Genomic DNA, 18,688 nt, shown 5'->3' on the forward strand with positions numbered 1-18,688 from the left:
GATGGTCTCCAGCGTTTCGATCCGGCATTTCAACACGCGGAGGCTCACTTGGTTCCCTCAGCGCCGCAACAGGCGGCTATGCACATAGCCTTGGCCGACGACGCTTTCAGCGATCTCGACCGCCCGTTCGACATCGCCGTGCCGGCGCACGAAACCTTCGAGGATGACATAGGAACCAAGCATGCTGACGGTGATTTCTCCGGCGTCGAGATCATCGGCGGCATGGAGCGCGCTCTCGACCGAAGCGCGTGTCGCCGCCTCGCCATGGCCCTGTCGGCCGGGTTCGTCATGGTCGGGGAATACAGGAAACCCGATCACTTAAGCGTCTCCTGAGGTTGGTATATCCAGGTTAACGCTGCAACGGGGTTTTCGTTGCGGTCCGCCGGTCTCGACGGGATATTCGCGCGTGATTTCTGCGTGCCAGGCTCGCCCACCCTTGGCGGACGCTGCTGCGGCTTCCATATCTGCTGCAGTCGAAAGAGGGATGACGACGATGAAAGTGCTGATGCCCGCCTTGTTTGCCGCCGCATTGCTGACCGGCTGCTCCTCGGTCGACAGCCCGGCGCTGGAACCCATTCCCGGCAGTATCACCTATGGCGGCCAGCCGCGGACGAAGCTCACCAAATCGCCGGTCGGCAGCGCCGTCTACAATCAGTTCTACAACGAGAGCGGCCAGCGCGTGGAGGAAACCTATATTCTTCAGCCGGACCGCAGCCTGAAGCTGGTGCGGCGCGTGGTGGGGCCGGATTTCCCCGAATGAGACTTGCGCCGTTCCAGGCTTGACAGCGGCTGAAATCGCGAACATTCAAGGAACATCTAATCTTCTCGCAGTGATTCTGCGGGAGCCCGACCGGACGGCTGGATGTATCTCGAAAAGCTCAATCCCCAGCAGCGTATGGCCGTCGAGCACGGCACGCTCACCGACGGCAGCCATATTGCCGGGCCGCTGCTGGTCATCGCCGGCGCCGGTTCCGGCAAGACCAATACCTTGGCGCATCGGGTCGCCCATCTGATCGTCAAGGGCGCCGATCCCCGCCGCATCCTGCTGATGACCTTCTCGCGCCGGGCGGCGGCCGAAATGGCGCGGCGCGTCGAGCGCATCTGCCGCGATGTGCTCGGTTCGAATGCCGGCGTCATGGCCGATGCGCTTCATTGGTCCGGCACCTTCCACGGCATCGGCGCCAGGCTGCTGCGCGACTATAACAAGCAGATCGGCCTCGATGCCGATTTCACCATCCATGACCGCGAAGACAGCGCCGACCTGATGAACCTGATCCGGCACGATCTCGGCTTCTCCAAGACGGAAAGCCGGTTTCCGGCCAAGGGCACCTGCCTTGCCATTTATTCCAGGGCGGTCAATTCGGAGACGGCGCTCGACCAGGTGCTGCGCGACGCCTTTCCCTGGTGCGCGGCCTGGGACAAACAGCTGCGCGAGCTTTTCGCCTGCTATGTCGAGGCCAAGCAGGCCCAGAACGTACTCGATTACGACGACCTCCTGCTCTACTGGGCACAGATGGTCGGCGAGAGCGTGATCGCCGAGGATATCGGCAGCCGCTTCGACCATGTGCTGGTCGACGAATATCAGGACACCAACCGGCTGCAGGCCTCGATCCTGATGGCGCTGAAGCCCGGCGGTCGGGGACTGACCGTCGTCGGCGACGATGCGCAGTCGATCTATTCCTTCCGCGCAGCGACAGTGCGCAACATCCTCGATTTTCCCGCCGCCTTCAGCCCGCCCGCCAATATCGTCACGCTCGACCGCAACTATCGCTCGACGCAGCCGATCCTGACAGCCGCCAACGCCGTCATCGATCTCGCCTCGGAGCGCTTCACCAAAAATCTCTGGACCGAGCGGCAATCGGCCGAGCGGCCGCGCCTCGTCACCGTGCGCGACGAGGCCGAGCAAGCGCGTTACGTCGCCGACAAGGTGCTCGACAATCGCGAGGAGGGCCTGAAGCTCAAGCAGCAGGCGGTGCTGTTCCGCGCTTCGCATCACAGTGGACCGCTGGAGGTCGAGCTGACCCGGCGCAACATTCCCTTCGTCAAATTCGGCGGGCTGAAATTTCTCGACAGCGCCCATGTCAAGGACATGCTGGCCGCCCTTCGCTTCGCGCAGAACCCGCGCGACCGGGTGGCGGGCTTCCGGCTGATGCAGATCCTGCCGGGCGTCGGGCCGTCGACAGCGCAGAAGGCACTCGACCTGATGGCCGAGGATGCGAGCCCGCTGTCGGCGCTCGCCGCCATGCCGGCGCCGCCGCGCTGTGGCGAGGACTGGGCGGCTTTCGTTTCGATGCTGCAGGAGATGAAATCCGGCAAGGCCGGCTGGCCGGCGGAAATCGAGCTGGCGCGGCAATGGTACGCGCCGCATCTGGAACGGCTGCATGAGGACGCGGCAACGCGGCAGGCCGATCTCTTACAGCTCGAGCAGATTGCCGGCGGTTATGCCTCGCGCGAGCGTTTCCTCACCGAGCTCACGCTCGATCCACCGGATGCGACCAGCGACCAGGCCGGCGTGCCGCTGCTCGACGAGGACTATCTCATTCTCTCGACCATCCATTCGGCCAAGGGCCAGGAATGGACGAGGGTCTTCATGCTGAATGTCGTCGACGGCTGCATTCCGAGCGATCTTGCCGTCGGCGCCACCGCCGAAATCGAGGAGGAGCGCCGGCTGCTCTATGTGGCGATGACGCGCGCCCGCGACGGTCTCGACCTCGTCGTGCCGCAACGTTTCTTCACCTATGGACAGAACGCGCAAGGCGACCGGCACGTCTATGCCTCGCGCAGCCGCTTCATTCCGGCGACCCTGCTGCAATTCTTCGAGGCCTGCAGCTGGCCGCAGGTGAAATCGGATGCCGCCGCCCAGGCGCAGGCGCGGCAGGTGCGCATCGATGTCGGCGCCCGCATGCGCGGCATGTGGCGATAGGTAGCGCCGCACGGATTCCGATCCGTGCGACGCGCTTTGGTTCGGCCCGGACCTGGCAGGCGCTCAGTAGTCCCAGACGGCCGGCACCCAACGGAAGGCTTCGCCGTCAACCGCCACATGGCAGATGGAGGGGAACGGCAAGTGGGTGGCCACCAGCATCTCGCCCGTCGCCGCCAGCTCGCGCAGGAGGGCGACCCTGACGCGCGCCGCCTCCTCGGGATCATGCTCGAAGCCGTTATGCCAGTCAGGCTGATCGAACCCGACCGGGAACACGGCGTCGCCGGCGAACATCAGCCGGTCGCCGCCGGACGCCACGCGGACCACGCTGTGGCCGGGGGTATGGCCGCCGGTGCGGGAGACGACCACGCCCGGCGCCACTTCGGACTGCTCGTCGAACAGCCGCAGCTGGCTCTGGTACATTTTCACGAACCGCTTGGCGGCCGCGCGAAGCGCATCCGGGAAGCCCGCCGGCATGGAGGTGTGGGTGAAGTCGGGCGCCTCCCAGAACTTGACCTCGGCGGCCGCCACATGGATCCTGAGGTCAGGACGCAAACGCTCCTTCACCCCGTCGATGAGCAGCCCGCCAATGTGGTCCATGTGCAAATGAGTGAGCACCACGTCGGTGACGGATGCAAGATCGATGCCGGCGGCTTCCAGCCGCCTGATCAACTGGCCGGCGCGCGGCAGGTTCAAATCCGGGTCCATGCCCAGACCGGCATCAATGAGGATGGTCTGTGCACCGCTGCGCACCACGACGACGTTCAGCGGCCAGTCGAAAGCGTCTTTCGGGAAGAACATTTCGTCCAGCCAGGCTGCCCGGACCGCGGGCTCGGCATTGTGTGCCAGCATCGAGGTCGGGAGCGGCAGCACCCCATCGCTGATGATCAGGACTTCGATCTCGCCGATCCGCAACGCATAGCGCGACGGAACCAGCTCATCGAGCTTTGGCTTGCCGAGCTGCGGGGTGCTGTCCAAGTTGATGTTTGTCTGCGTTTGACCAATCGTACGAGCTTTTGCTTCTGCCTGCGACATGATGCGCTCCTGTTTTGCGATCGAGAGGTGTCAGTTACGGGTCACGTCGCAGAGACTATGTGGGAGCGTGTTGAGGGTCGATCGGATCAAGGAAGAGGAAAGGCTAGGCTTTAGCACAGGGAAGCCTATGGGTTCGGCGGAACGCAGCGACGATTTGGTGGTGAAACGGCTGGCATGAGGACGCAGACGCCCTCGCCCGCCGGGGCGGCGCCCGCACACAGCATGCAGAAAGATGACAGCGTCAGAGCAATAGCGGCGGTTCGGCCGGCTTCAGGAAGCGCTCGACGGCTGCCGACTCCACCGCCTCGACTGACGCCGGCGACCATTTCGGATTGCGGTCCTTGTCGATGACGGCAGCGCGGATGCCTTCGAAGAAATCCGGATTGTCCAGCATCTGCAGACAGGCGCCGAGTTCGCGGCCGAGGCATTCGGCAAGCGAGGCGCTGCGCCGGCCGGCCCTCAAGAGCCGCAAAGCGAGCTTCAGGCTGGTCGGCGAGCGCGTCAGCAGCACCCGGTGCGTCTCGGCGGCGAATTCGCCATCCTCCTCGGCCAGCGCCGTCAGGATCTCCTCGACGCCGTCGAACCGAAATGCGCGATCGATCGTCGCCGCGTTCTGCCGCAGCCGGCTTTCCCCCGAAGGCTCGGAGAATGCCTGCAGCAGGGCATCGACATCGATCGACGAACTGCCGCGCGGCAGGCCCGACAGTGCATCGATCATCTCGGCGAGCCGCGACCACGCGATATAACGATCGGCGAGCCCGGCATGGATCGCGTCGGCGGCGCCGATATCGAGCCCGGTCAGGCCGAGCCATGTGCCGGCCTCGCCGGGTGCCTTCGGCAGCAGCCAGGTGGCGCCGACATCTGGGACATAGCCGATGCCGGTTTCCGGCATGGCAAGGCGGGTGCGTTCGGTGACGATGCGGTGGCGGCCGTGCGCGGACAGGCCGACGCCGCCGCCCATGGTGATGCCGTCCATCAGCGCGACATAGGGTTTGGGGTAGACAGCGATCTGATGGTTCAAACGGAATTCCTCGCGCCAGAAGGTTCCGGCGAGGCCGTCGCCGGCCCGGGCGCTCTCATGCAGGGCGCGGATATCGCCGCCGGCGCAGAAGCCGCGTTCGCCCTCCCCTGTCGCCACGACAATCGCCACGTCGGCATCGCGGGCAAAGCCGTCAAGCGCCTCGGCAATCGACCGGATCATCGCCAGCGTCAGGCTGTTCAGCGCCCGCGGCCGGTTGAGCCGGATGATGCCGGCAGCGCCTCGCCGCTCGATGATGACTTCGCTGTCCTGCATGGTTCACCTCCGCTGTTCCAGCCTTTCCTGGTCAGATTGAAACATTCTGTCCAGGAAAGGCTTGAAACCATGCATAGACGACGATGCGGCATCGCTCCAGAGCATTTCCGGCAAGCCCGTAAACAGGCTGCCGCCGAGCACCGTTCAGAAGGATGCGGCGGCAAGCGCCCGGTGGATGCTGTGCAGGTCGTCGACATTTCTGTTCGACAGGAAGAGCTCCCAGTCGAGCGAGCTCTGGACGATGGTTTCCAGCGAATTGTGGCGCGGCTTCCAGTCGAGCACCTGGCGAGCGAGCGAAGCATCGGCGACGACGCTTGCCGAATCGCCGGGGCGGCGCGGCGCCATATGGATTTTGAAGGAATGTCCGTGCAGGCGGGTGACCATGTTCAAGACGTCGAGCACCGAATAGCCGCTGCCATAACCGCAATTGGCAACCAGCGAGCCTTTGTCCCTGCGCAGATGCTGCAGCGCTTTCAGATGGGCATCGGCAAGATCGGTGACATGGATGTAGTCGCGCACGCCGGTGCCGTCATGGGTGGGGTAGTCGATGCCATAGACATGGACGCTGTCGCGTTTGCCGAGTGCTGCCTCGCAGGCGACCTTGATCAGATGCGTGGCGCCTGCCGTCGACTGGCCGGTGCGGTGATCGGGGTCGGCGCCGGCGACGTTGAAATAGCGGAGCGCGACATAGTTGAAATCATAGGCGGCGGCGGCATCGCGCAGCATGAATTCGGTCATCAGCTTCGACTGGCCGTAGGGATTTTCCGGATTGAGGGAGGCATTCTCCTTCACCGGCAGGTCGTTCTGCTGCTGACCGTAGACGGCCGCCGTCGACGAAAAGACGAAATTGCGGATGCCGGCCTTGATCGCGGCGGAGAGAAGTGCCCGGGTCTTGCCGGAGTTGTTGTCGTAATAGGAAAGCGGATCGGCGACCGAGACCGGGACGACGGCGGAGCCGGCGAAATGGATGATCGCCTCGATGTCGTTTTCGATGAAGATCTTCTTCAGGATGTCGGGATCGGCAATGTCGCCGAGATAGAAACGCGCCGCCGGCGCCACGGCCCAGCGGAAGCCGGTGGAGAGGCGGTCGAGCACCACCACATCCTCGCCCGCATCGATGAGCGCCCAAACCATGTGACTGCCGATATAACCGGCCCCGCCCGTCACCAAAACCGCCATGTCCCACACCCCTGCTTTCGCTTTTTAGAAGCAGGGGCATCAGGCGCCGGTTTTTCTTTCCAATTTTCTTATCGCGGGGCCGTTCGGGACCCTTTCAACGCTTATGTTTGGAGTCGTGGTTAGAGGCCGATTTCGGGCTTTGCTCAAGTTTTAGCGATCCGGCCGTTCCGGCGCAAAATCGGTCCGGCGCGCGCTCTCGCCGGCCCTCTCAGAGTTTGACGATATAATCGCAGAGCCGCTCGGCAGCGACCGCTATCTGGCCGGGGTCGCGCAGGAAACAGGCGCGCAGGAACAGCTCGCCGCCGGCGCCGAAAGCGGTTCCGGGGGCAAGACCGACGCCCGTCTTGTCGACGATGTCGATCGCGGCCCTGCGGCTGTCGGTAACCCCGTCGATCTTCAGGAAGGCATAGAGTGCGCCGTCCGGCTTCAGCGTCTCGACGCGGTTGGTGGCAATCAGCGCATCGCAGAGGATGTCGCGGGAACGGGCGGCCTTGGCGATGTTGGCGCGCACGAAATCATCGCCTTGATCGAGCGCCGCGACGGCGCCCTTCTGCATGAACTGCGCCACGCCCGATGTCGAATATTGGATGAGGTTTTCGAGCACCTGTCCCATCTCGGGCGGAGCGACGATCCAGCCGACGCGCCAGCCGGTCATCGACCAGTTCTTCGAGAAGGAATTGACGAAGATGATCTTGTCGCCCTCTTCCATGATGTCGAGGAAGGAGGGCGCTCGGCCGCCAGCAAAGTGATAGAGCGCGTAGATTTCATCCGCCATGATCCAGAGATCATGTTTGCGGGCAAGGGCGAGGATTTCGCCGAGATCCTTTTGGGTCGCGGTCCAGCCGGTCGGGTTCGAGGGCGTATTGATGAAAAGACCCCGGGTCTTTGGCGTGATCGCGGCTGCGAGGCGGTCGAGATCGAGCCCCCATTTGCCGCCCTCGAACTGCAGGTCGACGCCGACGGCGCGCGCGCCGGCGATTTCGAGCGCGGCGGCGATATTCGGCCAGGCCGGCGTGAGATAGACGAATTCGTCGCCGGGCGAGGTCAGCGCCTGCACGGAGATCTGGATCGCCTGCATGCCGGAGCCGGTGACATAGAAATGCTCGACCGGCAGGCGGACGGAAAAATGTCTGAAATAATAATCCGACAGCGCCCGGCGAAGCTCGGGAATGCCGCGCTGCCAGGTATAGAAGGTTTCGCCTGATGCAAGCGCCTCCATCGCCGCCCGGCTGATGAAATCGGGCGTCGGCAGATCACCTTCACCCACCCAGAGCGGCAGCAGGCCTTGCCGGCCGCGGGCATAATTGACGACTTCGACGATCCCGCTTTCGGGCGCCGCTACGGCGCGCGGACTGAGGCTGTTCATGATCGACATGCATATCTCCGGTTTCCGCCTTCATAAAAGATTTATGCCGGCAAATCCCATGATATCGAGTGATGGCATATCGATTTTCGTGATGAATGGCCGGGGCGTGCGACGGAAAAATCCCGCTGGGGAGATTGACGCCTGCCCCTCATCCGCCTGCCGGCACCTTCTCCCCGTTCTGACGGGGAGAAGGGGATATGCCGTGACCTCTCCAGTCCCCACCTACCTCTCGCAAGGCACGTCCCCTCTCCCCGTTCTTACGGGGAGAGGGTTAGGGTGAGGGGCAGCTATCGACGCGAACGGACAGCATTGGGCATGGAGGGCGGAGCCGCCGGCGCCAGCCCGATCAAACCGCTGGGCGCGTGGCGAGGAGATCGCGGATCTCCGTCAGCAGCTGAACATCCGCCGGCGGTGGGGGCAGCTCTTCCGGTGCGGCCTTTTCCTGGCGCTCGACCTGCATGCGCAGATAATTGACGCCCTTGACCATCAGGAAGATGATCCAGGCCAGAATCAGAAAGTTGATGAGAACGGTGAGGAAGCTGCCATAGGCGAAGACCGCACCCTGGGCGCGGGCGGCGGCAAGTGTGGGCGCGTTGACGGCCGAGGAGAGTGGCAGGAAGTAATTGGAGAAATCGAAGCCGCCCATAATGGCGCCGACGATCGGCATGATAAGGTCATCGACCAGCGATTTGACGATGCCGCCGAAGGCGCCGCCGATGATGACGCCGACTGCAAGATCCATGACATTGCCGCGGGCGATAAAGGCCTTGAACTCATTGAGCATGCGATCCGTCTCCCTTCGATCCATTTCAGAGATATGCAGTTGTTTTCATTAGCTACATCTTCATTGCAATTAATCAATTGCAAATCGCAACAATCGGGCCGAACTCCCGCGTGCAGTCTTTGACTTAAGGCGTAGACGGGCGGGAATTTTCAAGGCTCCTGAAATGACTTAAGCTCATCTGCATTGCGGGAGGTGCCGGCGGCTTCTCGCCGGCGGAGAGTCAATGCTTCCAGGCTGGGTCATATTCGCGTCTGCCTTCGGCTATCTGCTGCTGCTTTTCGCCGTGGCCAGCTATGGCGACCGCAAGAACCGCGGCCCGGGTGCGCTGGAAGGCGGATGGCCCGTGGTCTATGCGCTGAGCCTGGCGATCTACTGCACCTCCTGGACCTATTTCGGCAGCGTCGGGCTTGCCGCGCAACGCGGCCTGGAATTTGCCGGCATCTATATCGGTCCCATTCTGGTCTTCACCCTCGGCATGCCGCTGCTTCGCCGCATCATCGAGCTTGCCAAGGCGGAGAAACTCACCTCGGTCGCCGATTTCGTCGCCGCGCGCTACGGCAAGAACCCGACGGTCGCCACCATCGTCGCGCTGATCTCGCTGATCGGCACCATTCCCTATATCGCGCTGCAGCTGAAGGCGATCTCCAGCACCGTCAGCGCCATGGTCAATCCGTCCGATTACGGCATCGGCAGCGGCAATCTCTACTTCCTCGACCTGCCGCTCGCCGCGACGCTGGTGCTTGCCTGCTTCGCCATCATGTTCGGCACGCGGCATACGGATGCGACGGAACACCAGGACGGCCTCATCCTCGCGGTTTCGATGGAATCGGTGGTCAAGCTGGTCGCCTTCCTGACGGCCGGCGTCTGCGTCATCTGGTTTCTCTTCGACGGTCCCGCCGACCTCTGGCAGAAGACCGTCGAAAACAGCCTGGTCATGTCGGCGCTGAATTACCATACGCCGATCAGCCGCTGGATCACCCTGATCATGCTGTCGGCTTTCGCCATCATCCTGCTGCCGCGGCAATTCCACGTAACGGTCGTGGAAAACCGGACGGCGAAACAGCTGAAACTCGCGGGCTTCCTGTTTCCCACCTATCTCGTCGCGATCAACCTCTTCGTCCTGCCGGTGGCGATCGGCGGGCTGCTGACCTTCGGCGGCACCGGCAATGCCGATTTCTACATGCTGTCGCTGCCGCTGGCCGGCGAGATGCCTGTCATCACGCTGATCACCTTCATCGGCGGCTTTTCTGCCGCAACCGCGATGGTCATCGTCGATTCCGTGGCGCTGTCGATCATGGTGTCGAACGACATCATCATGCCGATCTTCCTCAGGCGCAAACTTGCCGGCCGCACCGGCCAGCGCGACGATTTCGCCAAGACGCTGCTCAACATCCGCCGCAGCGCGATCTTCGCCGTGCTGCTGTTCGGCTATGCCTATTACCGCTCGACCGACAGCACGGCCGGCCTTGCCTCGATCGGCCTTCTTTCCTTCGCGGCGATCGCGCAGATCGCCCCTGCCCTGTTCGGCGGGCTGATCTGGCGGCGGGCGAATGCGCGCGGCGCCATCCTCGGCCTGACGTCCGGCTTCGTCATCTGGGTCTATCTGCTGTTCCTGCCCTCGCTCGGCGGCCCCGATTATTCCTATGTGGCAAGCGCCGTGCTCGGCTTCATCTTCCCCGGCGCGACGCTGTTTACCGCGCCCGACGCCGATCCGCTGGTCAATGCGACCGTGATGAGCCTGCTCGTCAATACCGCCTTCGTCATCGTCGGCTCGCTCACCCGCAATGCCAGGCCGCTGGAACGCATCCAGGCCGGCATCTTCGTCAAGCGGCATTCGCGTTCGCAATTTGCCACGCGCGGCTGGAAGACCCGCATCAGCGTCGGCGACCTCAAGGCGGCGATCTCGCGCTATCTCGGCGAGGAGCGCATGCAGCGCTCGTTGACGACCTATGAGCAAAGCTCCGGCCGCAAGCTGGAGGACGAACAGCCGGCCGACATGGCGCTGATCCATTTCAGCGAACAGCTGCTCGGCAGCGCCATCGGCTCATCGTCGGCCCGCCTGGTGCTGTCGTTGATCCTGCAGAAGATCGAGGATGCTTCTTCCGACACCGCCTGGCTGCTCGACCAGGCGAGCGAGGCGCTTCAATATAACCAGGACATGCTGCAGACCGCACTGTCGCAGATGGACCAGGGCATTGCCGTCTTCGACAGTTCCAACCGGCTGACCATCTGGAACCGGCGCTTCCGGCAATTGCTCGATCTGCCGGAGAATGCCGGCCAGGTCGGCTTTCCCCTCTCCGAGATCGTCACCATTCTCAGCCAGCGCGGCGACATCGCGCCCGGCGATCAGCAGCAGACGGTGCGGCACTTCCTGACGCTCGACAAGCCCTTCTCACTGGTGCTCGGCGGCGGCGAGCGGATCATCGAGGTGCGCTCCAACGCCATGCCCGACAAAGGCATCGTCGCCACCTTCACCGACATCACCCAGCGCGTCAACGCCGACCAGGCCCTGAAGCAGGCGAACGAGACGCTGGAGCAGCGCGTCGCCGAACGCACGGCCGAGCTTACCCGCGTCAACCGCCAACTCGCCGAGGCGCGGGCGGCGGCCGACGAGGCGAATATCGGCAAGACCCGCTTTTTTGCCGCCGCCGGCCACGACATCCTGCAGCCGCTCAATGCCGCCAGGCTCTATTCCTCCGCCCTGGTCGAGCGCATGGCGCAATCCGACAACAGCCCGATCGTGCGCAACATCGACTCCGCGCTGGAATCGGTCGAAACCATTCTCGGCGCGGTGCTCGATATCTCCCGGCTCGATACCGGCGCCATGCGGCCGCGGCTCGCCTCCGTCGCGCTTTCCGACCTCCTGGAGCGGATCGAGACCGATTTCGCGCCGATCGCCCGGGAAAAACAGCTGAAGCTGGTGGTCATGCCGACATCGCTGCGCGTGCGCTCCGACCCCAACCTTCTGCGCCGGCTGGTGCAGAACCTCGTTTCCAACGCCATCAAATACACGATTACCGGCAAGGTGCTGGTCGGGGCGCGGCGGCGCGGCAATCAGGTGATCATCCAGGTGATCGATTCCGGCATCGGCATTCCGCCGTCAAAATTCCGCACCGTGTTCAAGGAATTCGCGCGGCTGGACGAAGGGGCGAAAACCGCTTCCGGCCTCGGGCTCGGCCTTTCGATCGTCGACCGCATCGCCCGCGTGCTCAACCATCCGGTCGAGCTGCAGTCGACGCATGGCAGGGGCACGGAATTCCGCATCGCCATACCGCTCGACATCTCGCGCCCGGCCGAGGCCGTCGCGGCCATCGCACCTGCCGACCGACCGTCACAGCCGCTCAAGGGGCTGAAGGTGCTGTGCATCGATAACGAGCCGAAAATCCTCGAAGGCATGCGGTTGCTGCTCAGCGGCTGGGGCTGCGAGGTGACGGCGGTGCATTGCCTGGCCGATGTGATCGCAGGCGACGGCCGTGACGGACCGCCGGATCTCGCTATTGCCGATTATCATCTCGACGACGGCACCGGCATCGCCGCGATCCTGCATCTGCGCCGGCAGTTCGGCGCCGATATCCCCGCCTTGCTCGTGACCGCCGACCGCACGCCGGAGGTGCGCGGCGAGGCCGAGCGGCACGACATCGCCGTTCAGCACAAGCCGGTGCGGCCGGCGGCGCTACGCGCCTATATAACCCAGATTTCCGGGTTGAAACGCGCGGCCGCGGAGTAGGCTCAGCTCGCAGATTGCATGGCACGCGCCACCAGGGCGCGCACCAGCGCGACATCCGGCACGTCGCCGAACAGGATGCGATACATGATCGGCGCCACGAGCTCATCCATGGCGCGGTCGACATCGGGAAAAGCCTCACCGCGCGCCTTTGCCCTCTCGGCGATGACGACGATCTGCTGGCGGGTATATTCGCAGCATTTGCAGGCATTTGCGCCTGCCTGCGCCGCCAGCACGTCGCGGATCATCTCGCGGCCCGGCCCGGAGGACATTTCCTCGGCATATTGCTCGGCCCAGGCTTCGAGATCGGCTTTGCCGCTGCCGGCATCGACCGGCTGCATATCCGGCCGCAGCCGCTCGACGGCAACATCGGCGAGAAGCTCCTGCAGGTCACCCCAGCGGCGATAGATAGTCGACGGCGTCACACCCGCCCTGGCGGCGATCAACGGGATCGTCACCTCACCGCGGTTCATCTCGGCCAGCAACTCACGGACAGCCTTGTGCACCGAGGCCTGAACCCGGGCGCTTCTGCCGCCCGGCCGAAGATTCTCTTTCACTGCCATTCCTACGCCCGCCCCCCAACACTTATGGTTCAAAATCTTTGACAGAACCATAAACGCAAATAATTTGCCTTTACGATGCATTCGCCCTACATGGAGCTAACGCAACGGCTTAGCTTTAAGAGGGCTTATATATGGTCGCCCCAGCCAAATCCACAGAGAATGCGCCGCGTCCCTCGATCGGTTTTCATGCGCTGACGCTCGCCACTTTTTTCGGCGCCTCCGCCGCACCGACGCCACTCTACCGGATCTACCAGGAGAACTTCTCGCTCTCGCCGGTGCTGATCACCGTCATCTTCGCCGTCTACGCCTTCGCGCTGCTGGCAGCCCTTTTGACCGCCGGGTCGATCTCCGACCATCTCGGCCGCAAACCGGTGATCTTTTTCGCCCTGGTGCTCGAAATCGCCGCCATGGCCCTCTTCGTCGTCGCCAGCGGCCCCGGCTGGCTGATCGCGGCGCGGATCGTGCAGGGTGTTGCGACCGGGATTGCCGGCGCCTCGCTCGGCGCCGCTCTCGTCGATGTGGACCGGGCCAAGGGGCAGATCGTCAATTCGATCGCGCCGCTTTGCGGCATGGCGGTCGGCGCGGTCGGCACCAGCGCGCTGATCCAATATGGCCCCTTCCCGATGCACCTCATTTATGCACTGCTGCTTCTTGCCTTCACGCTGCTGGCGGCCGCCATCTGGCTGACGCGCGAGACCGGCGACAGGCGGCCGGGCGCCCTCGGCTCGCTGATCCCCAGGGTCGCCATTCCGCCGCAGGTCAAACGGCCGCTCTCGCTGGTGACGCCGATCAATATCGCCAACTGGACGCTCGCCGGCTTCTACCTTTCGCTGGTGCCGTCGCTGGTCGCCAGCACGACCGGCAGCCGCGCGCCGCTGACGGGCGGGGCTGTCGTGACCGCGCTGATGGTCAGCGGCGCGATCGCCGTCTATCTCAGGCGCGGCAAGACGGCATCGGCCAATCTCTTCTTCGGCGTGTCGGCCAAGACGCTCGGCATCCTGACGGTCGTCGCCGGCGTGCATCTTGCCAATGTGCCGCTGCTGCTGATCGGCACTGTCTTCACCGGCGCCGGGTTCGGCACCAATTTCCTCGGCGCGATCGGCACCATCATGCCGCTCGCCAAAGCGGACGAGCGCGCCGGCCTGCTTGCCGCCTTCTACGTCCAGAGCTATCTCGCCTTCAGCCTGCCGGCGATCCTTGCCGGCTTCCTGGCGAAATCGGCCGGCTATGGCCTGACGACCGATATCTATGCGACGGCGATCCTGCTGTTGATGGGCGTCGGGATCATCGGAGTACGCTCCGGCCGTCGAAAGACGGCGGAGAATGCCGCCTGACATCCGAGGCCCGTCACGGCTTAAGATCGAGCAATGCGCGGCCGCTGCCATCCATGGCGAAGGGCACGGAGGCGTGCTGGTGAGCGACGATCCAACGCCCGTCTTGCTTGACGAGGCCGAGGGTCTGGCGGAACCAGAGGTCGACCTCGGTGCCGTCGGTCTTGGTCCCGGTCATACGCAGGAGACCGCTCCAGAAGGCGACATCGCCGCCAACGGTCAATTTGGCATCGCGCACTTCGCCGCCGATCGGGCCTTCCCACGTGTCGAACCACGCCTGCAGACCCGCCTCGTCCTTGCCGGTGAAGGCGAGCGGCGGCGCCAGCGAAAATTCGACGGAATCCTCGGCCTCATAGGAAAGCGCCTCCGCGGCGTTCTTTTCGCCGAGCGCCTTGGCCCGCATCATCAGCATGGCGATGATTGCCTCTTCTTCGTGCCTGGCATTGGCTTCATCGTTCACGGTCGTTCTCCTTTCGCTATGGACAGAGGACGAACGGGAGGACGACGATCCGACATCGACTGCTGAATTGCTTCAGAGGTAACCCGTCACCGCCGGTTCGTTCCACCAGGCATCGTGCCTGCCGTCGGCATAACGGACGGGCAAGGCCGCCAGTTCCTCCGGGGTGATATCGTCGAGACAGGCGATGTTGATCGAGACATAGGCCCCGCCGATCGCCTCGACATAACCGTCGCCGAAGGCCGGCACACCGCAGGTGCGGCAGAAGCGGTGATGACCGCTCATCGTATTGAACTGATAGTCAGTAGTTTCCGCCGCGTCGCACATCAGCCGGAAATCCTCCGGCTTGACATTGGCGCCCCAATAGCGCCGCTTGGCGCAGATCGAACAATTGCAGCGGCCGGTGCCTGCTTCGAGGTCCATATCCACCTCATAGTGCACTTTGCCGCAATGGCAGCTTCCCTTGTAGGTTTTCTTCATGACGTTCTCCTCCTTCGGCGTTGCATCAGCCATCGGCATATGACAATATGTTGTCACTATGGATGAGATACAGAATCGACAACATATTGTCAAACAGAATCGACCGGAGCGAACGATGGAAGGGGATGCCTTTTCCGCTTTCGCGATCACGGCCCTTCGTCTCGCCGGCCATCTGACGGCGGCCGGCGACCGGCTGGCAAAGCCCGCGGGACAGACGAGCGCGCGCTGGCAGGTGCTGGCGGCGGCAAGGCGCGGCGACATGTCGGTGGCGCAGATCGCCCGTGCGCTCGGCCTCGCCCGCCAGGGTGTGCAGCGGCTTGCCGACGTGCTGGAGAGCGAAGGACTGATCGCCTATGCCGACAATCCGCAGCACCAGCGGGCGAAGCTGGTGCGGCTGACGACGGAAGGAGCGGCACGGCTGGGGGTGATCGAGGTGGCGCAGGCCGGATGGGCGGATGGACTCGGCGCTGCCTTTACATCGGGTGAGCTCGATGCGGCGCGGGCGGTAATGGCGCGGGTGATGGCGATGCTGGATGAGGCGTCGGGCGGCTGAACAATTCGCCTTGGGTGGATGCGACCGAAGCCAAAACAAAAAAAGGCCGGGCTAACCCGACCTTCCCTGCCATCTCAACGAACCGTGCCAGTACATCCGTGGTCACGGTCCGGAGATGATATTCAAAGCCTTCCTGCATAATTCCTTAAATCGGAATCGATTTAAGGACAAAATTATGCAGCAAGTCAAAGTGTTACAGCGTCCTTTGCGCGTCTAAAAGACGCGCGGCGCTGTAATGGCTCAGGCCGCCTGGAGGCGGTCTGCCGACATCTTGCCGGACTTGTTGTCGCGGACGAGCTCGTAAGACAGCTTCTGGCCGTCCTTGAGGTCACGCATGCCGGCGCGCTCAACGGCCGAGATGTGGACGAAAACGTCGGCAGCGCCGTCATCCGGCTGAATGAAGCCGAAGCCCTTGGTTGCGTTGAACCACTTAACGGTACCTGTGTTCATGACGATATCCTTTTCGAATCGCTCATAGAAGATTGCAGCCCGGGCAAAGCCCAAGCGGCGATGAAAACCGATTTTGGAGGAAAGTCGCCAGGAACGACGCGAACGCCGTTTCAAAGTTCATCTAGCAAGATCGATGCGAGAACGTTTAATCGGGAATTGTGTCCGTGACAAGGCGGCAACACGGAAAAGTCGAGTTCAGCTTGGTGGAGCATTTTTTTAACGTCGTACCGTGGCCGCCCCCTCTGCCCTGCCGGGCCCGGCAGGGCAGAGGGGGGCCTACACGGCACAACGGCAAAGACCGTCCCGTAAAACCCACACCGCGAAAACGACTTACGCCGCCGCCCCCATCTTCGCATAGGGATCAAACCGCCCATAAAACGTCTCGCCCTTGGCGGCCATGTCCTTCAGCAGCGCCGTCGGCTTGAAGTGATCCCCGTAAGCCGATGCTAACTTTTCCGCCAACTCCACGAAGGCCTTTACACCCATGCCGTCGATATAGCTCAGCGCCCCGCCGGTATAGGGCGCGAAGCCGAAGCCGAGGATCGAGCCGACGTCGGCTTCGCGCGGATCGGTGACGATGCCTTCCTCGACCGTGCGGGCGGCTTCGAGCGCGATGGTGACGAGGAAGCGCTGCTTCAGCACCGCGACATCGACCTCATCCGCCTTCTTCTGCGGATAGAAGTCCTTGAGCTCCGGCCAGAGCGACTTCTTCGCCGGTTTCGGCGGATAGTCGTAGAAGCCCTTGGAGTTCTTGCGGCCGAAGCGGCCCTCCTTTTCCACCATGCGGGAGATCAGCTCCATATGCCTGGGGTCGATGGCCTTCTCGCCGAGATCGGCGACGGTGGCCTTGAGGATCTTCAGCGACAGGTCGATGGCGACCTCGTCGTTGAGCGCCAGGGGACCGACCGGCATGCCGGCCATTTTGGCGGCATTCTCGATCATTGCAGGCGGCACGCCCTCGATCAGCATGTCGTAGCTTTCCGACATGTAGCGCAGCACGCAGCGATTGACGAAGAAGCCGCGGGTGTCGTTGACGACGATCGGCGTCTTCTTGATGGCGGCGACATAATCGAGCGCGACGGCGAGCGCCTTGTCGCCGGTCTCCTTGCCGAGGATGACCTCGGTCAGCATCATCTTTTCGACGGGCGAGAAGAAGTGGATGCCGATGAAATCGGCCGGGCGCTTCGAATTCTTCGCCAGTCCCGTGATCGGCAGGGTCGAGGTATTGGAGGCGAAGATCGCCCCTTCCGGCAGCACGGCTTCGACCGCCTCGATAACCGCTTTCTTCACTTCGCGATCCTCGAACACCGCCTCGATGACAAGATCGGCGTTGGCGAGACCGGCATAGTCGGCGGAAGGCGTGATGCGGGCAAGAAGGGCTGCGGCCTCGTCCTGCGTAAACCGCCCCTTACCGACGGAATCCTTGACGAGGCCTTCGCAGACGGCCTTGCCCTTGGCGGCCGCTTCCATGTCGCGGTCGATCAACGTCACCGGGAGACCGGCAGCGGCCGTGACATAGGCGATCGAGGCGCCCATGAAGCCGGCGCCGACGACGCCGACATGTTTCAGTTCCGTCTTGGGGATGCCGGCGGGGCGGCGGGCGCCCTTGCCGAGCTCCTGCATCGAGATGAACAGCGAGCGGATCATCGAGAAGGCTTCGCGGGTCTGCAGCACTTCGGTGAAATAACGCTGCTCGATCTTCAGGCCAGTGTCGAAGGGCACCTGCAGGCCTTCATAGACGCATTTCAGGATGGCGAGCGCGGCGGGATAATTGCCGGAGGTTTCACGGCGCAGGATCGCCGGTGCTGCCGGCCAGAGCTGGGCCGAGGCCGGCGTCCAGATGCCGCCGCCGGGCGCCTTGAAGCCCTTCTCGTCCCAGGGGGCGACCGGCTTCAGGCCGTCCTTGATCATCTGCTTGGCGGCAGGGATCAGCTGGTCCGGCTCGACCACCTGATGCACGAGGTTCATCGCCTTGGCGCGCGAGCCGCTGAGCGACTGGCCGGTCGTCATCATCTGCAGCGCATCCTGGGCATTGGCGAGGCGCGGCACACGCTGGGTGCCACCGGCACCGGGGACGATGCCGACCTTGACCTCGGGCAGCGCGATCTTGACGCTCTTGGCATTGGAGGCGACACGGCCGTGGCAGGCGAGCGACAGTTCGAAAGCGCCGCCCATGCAGGTGCCGTTGATGGCCGAAACCCAGGGCTTGCCCGAGGTTTCGAGCTTGCGAAACAGGCCGGACATACGGCCGACGAGACCGAAAAGCGTCTGAACGGCCGTCTCCGGGCTCTTTGCCTTCTCCTCCTGATAGGAGCCGAACATCGACTTGATCATCGACAGGTCGGCGCCGCCGGAGAAGGAGGATTTGCCCGAGGTGAAGACGACGCCCTTGACGGCAGCGTCAGCAGTCGTGGCGTCGATGATGGCGTTGAGCTCTTCCATCACCTCGGCGGTGAAGACGTTCATCGATTTGCCGGGCATGTCCCAGGTGACCAGAGCGATGCCATCGGCGTCGGTTTCGAGCGTGAAATTGGTGTAGGTGCTCATCTTGG

Annotated in this window: 16 protein-coding genes; 5 read left to right on the top strand and 11 right to left on the bottom strand. The window is 63.5% G+C overall.

Translation table 11 applies throughout. From position 1 onward, the window contains the following. Positions 1 to 57: 57 nt before the first annotated feature. Positions 58 to 318 (bottom strand): BON domain-containing protein, encoded by a 261-nt coding sequence (locus CO655_RS11835; RefSeq protein WP_010034795.1) that lies wholly within the window; start codon positions 316 to 318, stop codon positions 58 to 60. A gap of 175 nt (positions 319 to 493) precedes the next feature. Between CO655_RS11835 and CO655_RS11840 the strand changes: the two genes are divergently transcribed. Both CO655_RS11840 and CO655_RS11845 read left to right on the top strand, forming a co-directional pair. Further along, positions 494 to 760 carry a hypothetical protein gene (locus CO655_RS11840; RefSeq protein ID WP_097605745.1) on the top strand — a complete coding sequence of 89 codons (267 nt, stop codon included), beginning with the start codon at positions 494 to 496 and terminating at the stop codon, positions 758 to 760. Positions 761 to 862: 102 nt separating this feature from the next. After that, positions 863 to 2,923: an ATP-dependent helicase gene (locus tag CO655_RS11845; RefSeq protein WP_097664777.1), complete on the top strand. Its 2,061-nt coding sequence runs from the start codon at positions 863 to 865 to the stop codon at positions 2,921 to 2,923. Between the two features lie 63 nt (positions 2,924 to 2,986). Here CO655_RS11845 and CO655_RS11850 read toward each other — a convergent pair whose 3' ends face one another. The 5 genes from CO655_RS11850 to mscL all read right to left on the bottom strand — a co-directional run bounded on the left by CO655_RS11850 (position 2,987) and on the right by mscL (position 8,578). Continuing rightward, positions 2,987 to 3,955 (bottom strand): MBL fold metallo-hydrolase, encoded by a 969-nt coding sequence (locus CO655_RS11850; protein WP_010031352.1) that lies wholly within the window; start codon positions 3,953 to 3,955, stop codon positions 2,987 to 2,989. A 241-nt stretch (positions 3,956 to 4,196) separates the two neighbouring features. Next, positions 4,197 to 5,249, bottom strand: a complete 1,053-nt coding sequence (locus tag CO655_RS11855; protein ID WP_097664778.1) for an enoyl-CoA hydratase/isomerase family protein — start codon at positions 5,247 to 5,249, stop codon at positions 4,197 to 4,199. Between the two features lie 144 nt (positions 5,250 to 5,393). Then, entirely contained in the window at positions 5,394 to 6,428 is a 1,035-nt protein-coding gene (galE, locus tag CO655_RS11860; protein WP_097664779.1) for a UDP-glucose 4-epimerase GalE, read from the bottom strand. 208 nt (positions 6,429 to 6,636) lie between these two features. Next, a complete protein-coding gene (locus CO655_RS11865) occupies positions 6,637 to 7,803 on the bottom strand; it encodes a pyridoxal phosphate-dependent aminotransferase (protein ID WP_097664780.1) in 1,167 nt (388 codons plus the stop codon). A 337-nt stretch (positions 7,804 to 8,140) separates the two neighbouring features. Next, entirely contained in the window at positions 8,141 to 8,578 is a 438-nt protein-coding gene (gene mscL / locus CO655_RS11870) for a large conductance mechanosensitive channel protein MscL (protein ID WP_097664801.1), read from the bottom strand. 223 nt (positions 8,579 to 8,801) lie between these two features. Here mscL and CO655_RS11875 point away from each other — a divergent pair, with 223 nt between their 5' ends. Beyond that, complete coding sequence (locus CO655_RS11875; RefSeq protein WP_097605704.1) at positions 8,802 to 12,305, top strand: PAS domain-containing hybrid sensor histidine kinase/response regulator; 3,504 nt, start codon at positions 8,802 to 8,804, stop codon at positions 12,303 to 12,305. A gap of 2 nt (positions 12,306 to 12,307) precedes the next feature. On the opposite strand, the gene CO655_RS11880 is transcribed toward CO655_RS11875, so the two are convergent. After that, positions 12,308 to 12,865, bottom strand: coding sequence for a TetR/AcrR family transcriptional regulator (locus CO655_RS11880; RefSeq protein ID WP_097605705.1), 558 nt, complete (start codon positions 12,863 to 12,865; stop codon positions 12,308 to 12,310). Positions 12,866 to 12,996: 131 nt separating this feature from the next. Here CO655_RS11880 and CO655_RS11885 point away from each other — a divergent pair, with 131 nt between their 5' ends. Further along, positions 12,997 to 14,199 carry an MFS transporter gene (locus tag CO655_RS11885; protein WP_097605706.1) on the top strand — a complete coding sequence of 401 codons (1,203 nt, stop codon included), beginning with the start codon at positions 12,997 to 12,999 and terminating at the stop codon, positions 14,197 to 14,199. 13 nt (positions 14,200 to 14,212) lie between these two features. Here the strand turns inward: CO655_RS11885 and CO655_RS11890 are convergent, their stop codons facing one another. Then, positions 14,213 to 14,656, bottom strand: a complete 444-nt coding sequence (locus CO655_RS11890) for a nuclear transport factor 2 family protein (RefSeq protein ID WP_097605707.1) — start codon at positions 14,654 to 14,656, stop codon at positions 14,213 to 14,215. A 72-nt stretch (positions 14,657 to 14,728) separates the two neighbouring features. Further along, a complete protein-coding gene (locus tag CO655_RS11895; RefSeq protein WP_010027235.1) occupies positions 14,729 to 15,133 on the bottom strand; it encodes a GFA family protein in 405 nt (134 codons plus the stop codon). A gap of 115 nt (positions 15,134 to 15,248) precedes the next feature. Between CO655_RS11895 and CO655_RS11900 the strand changes: the two genes are divergently transcribed. After that, positions 15,249 to 15,686 carry a MarR family winged helix-turn-helix transcriptional regulator gene (locus CO655_RS11900; RefSeq protein WP_097664781.1) on the top strand — a complete coding sequence of 146 codons (438 nt, stop codon included), beginning with the start codon at positions 15,249 to 15,251 and terminating at the stop codon, positions 15,684 to 15,686. A 240-nt stretch (positions 15,687 to 15,926) separates the two neighbouring features. Here the strand turns inward: CO655_RS11900 and CO655_RS11905 are convergent, their stop codons facing one another. Further along, positions 15,927 to 16,136 (bottom strand): cold-shock protein, encoded by a 210-nt coding sequence (locus CO655_RS11905; protein ID WP_004675957.1) that lies wholly within the window; start codon positions 16,134 to 16,136, stop codon positions 15,927 to 15,929. A gap of 330 nt (positions 16,137 to 16,466) precedes the next feature. After that, the gene (locus tag CO655_RS11910) at positions 16,467 to 18,683 is read right to left on the bottom strand and encodes a 3-hydroxyacyl-CoA dehydrogenase NAD-binding domain-containing protein (protein ID WP_097664782.1); all 2,217 of its coding nucleotides are present in this window, start codon (positions 18,681 to 18,683) and stop codon (positions 16,467 to 16,469) included. Between the last annotated feature and the right edge of the window lie 5 nt (positions 18,684 to 18,688).

The sequence above is a fragment of the Rhizobium sp. M1 genome (assembly GCF_002531805.1).
Lineage (GTDB): Bacteria > Pseudomonadota > Alphaproteobacteria > Rhizobiales > Rhizobiaceae > Rhizobium > Rhizobium etli_C.